General features: G+C 67.7%; 1 protein-coding gene. It reads right to left on the reverse strand.

Annotated elements, in window-relative coordinates; genetic code table 11:
• On the reverse strand, nt 1-1,507 hold a 1,507-nt coding region (locus GL284_RS21195; RefSeq protein WP_155046386.1), incomplete at both ends, for an aldehyde dehydrogenase (NADP(+)).

A 1,507-nucleotide genomic window follows, 5' to 3' on the forward strand; every position in this document is an offset into this window, starting at 1 on the left:
TGCAAATCTTCAGGCAGCAATTCCTTTGGAAAGCCCTGATAGCTGACGGGTCTCAGGAAGCGGCGGATGGCGAGGGTTCCGACCGAGGTGGCGCCGAAATTGGTCGAGGCCGGGTAGGGTCCGCCATGCACCATCGCATCCACCACCTCGACGCCGGTCGGGAAGCCGTTGACCAGCACCCGTCCGGCCTTGCGTTCAAGGATCGGCAGCAGCGCTTGCGCATCGGCCAGATCGTCCGCCTCCATATGCAGCGTTGCGGTCAGCTGGCCCTCGAAGCCGCGCGCCAGACGCGCCATCTCGGCCATGTCGCGCACCCGCACGACCAGCCCCAGCGGGCCGAAGACCTCTTCGCCCAAAGCGTGATCCTGCAGATAGGCCTCGGCCGTGGTCTCATAGAGGTTCGGGCTGGCCTGCCGCCCGGCGCTGTCGGTGCGCAGGACCGGCCGGACCGCGTTGCGCCCGTCGAACCGCGCCTGACCGTCGCGATAGGCCTGCGCGATGCCGTCGGTCAGCATGGTCTGCGGCGCGGTCTTTTCCAGCGCCGCGCGGGTCGATTCGATAAACTTGTCAGCATTTTCCCCGTCGATCACCACGGCGATGCCGGGATTGGTGCAGAACTGCCCCGCCCCCATCGTCAGGCTGCCCGCCCAGCCGCTGCCCAGGCTTTCGGCGCGGGCCTGCATGGCTTTTGGCAGCAAGAACATCGGGTTGACGCTGCCCAGTTCGCCAAAGAACGGGATCGGCTCGGGGCGCTCAGCGCACAGGTCGAACAGCGCCCGGCCCCCGGCAAGGCTGCCGGTAAAGCCCACGGCCTTGATCAACGGATTGGTAACCAGTGCCGTGCCAACATCGCGACGACCGCCCTGAATCAGCGAAAACACCCCCGGAGGGAGGCCCGATGACACGATAGCAGCATGAATGGCTTCGGCGATGATCTCGCCCGTGCCGGGATGCGCGGAATGGCCTTTGACCACGACGGGACAACCGGCGGCAAGCGCGGCTGCCGTGTCGCCCCCCGCCGTCGAGAAGGCCAGCGGAAAGTTCGAGGCGCCGAACACCGCGACCGGACCGATGGGCCGTTCCAGCAGGCGCAGATCGGGACGCGGCGCGGGCTGGCGGTCGGGCTGGGCCGGGTCATGGCGGCGGTCCAGATAATCGCCCTTGCGGATATGCGCGGCAAACAGGCGCAACTGGCCCGTGGTGCGGCCGCGTTCGCCGTTCAGACGCGCCTCGGGCAGGCCGGTTTCCTGCGTGCCGATCTGGGTGATCGCCTCGGCGCGGGCCTCGATCTGATCGGCGATGGCCTCCAGAAACGCCGCGCGGGTCTCGCGCGGGCTGAAGCCATAGGACCAGAACGCCTCTTCGGCCGCAGCGCAGGCGTCGGCCACAAGATCGACCGTGCCGGTGCTGAACTGGTGCGACGGACCATGCGCAGGCTCGGACGCAAAATGCGATCCGGACGAAACCCAGGCGCCCGCAATCAGGTGCTTGCCGTGAGGGGTGAATG

This window comes from Paracoccus shanxieyensis (assembly GCF_009711265.1).
Lineage (GTDB): Bacteria > Pseudomonadota > Alphaproteobacteria > Rhodobacterales > Rhodobacteraceae > Paracoccus > Paracoccus shanxieyensis.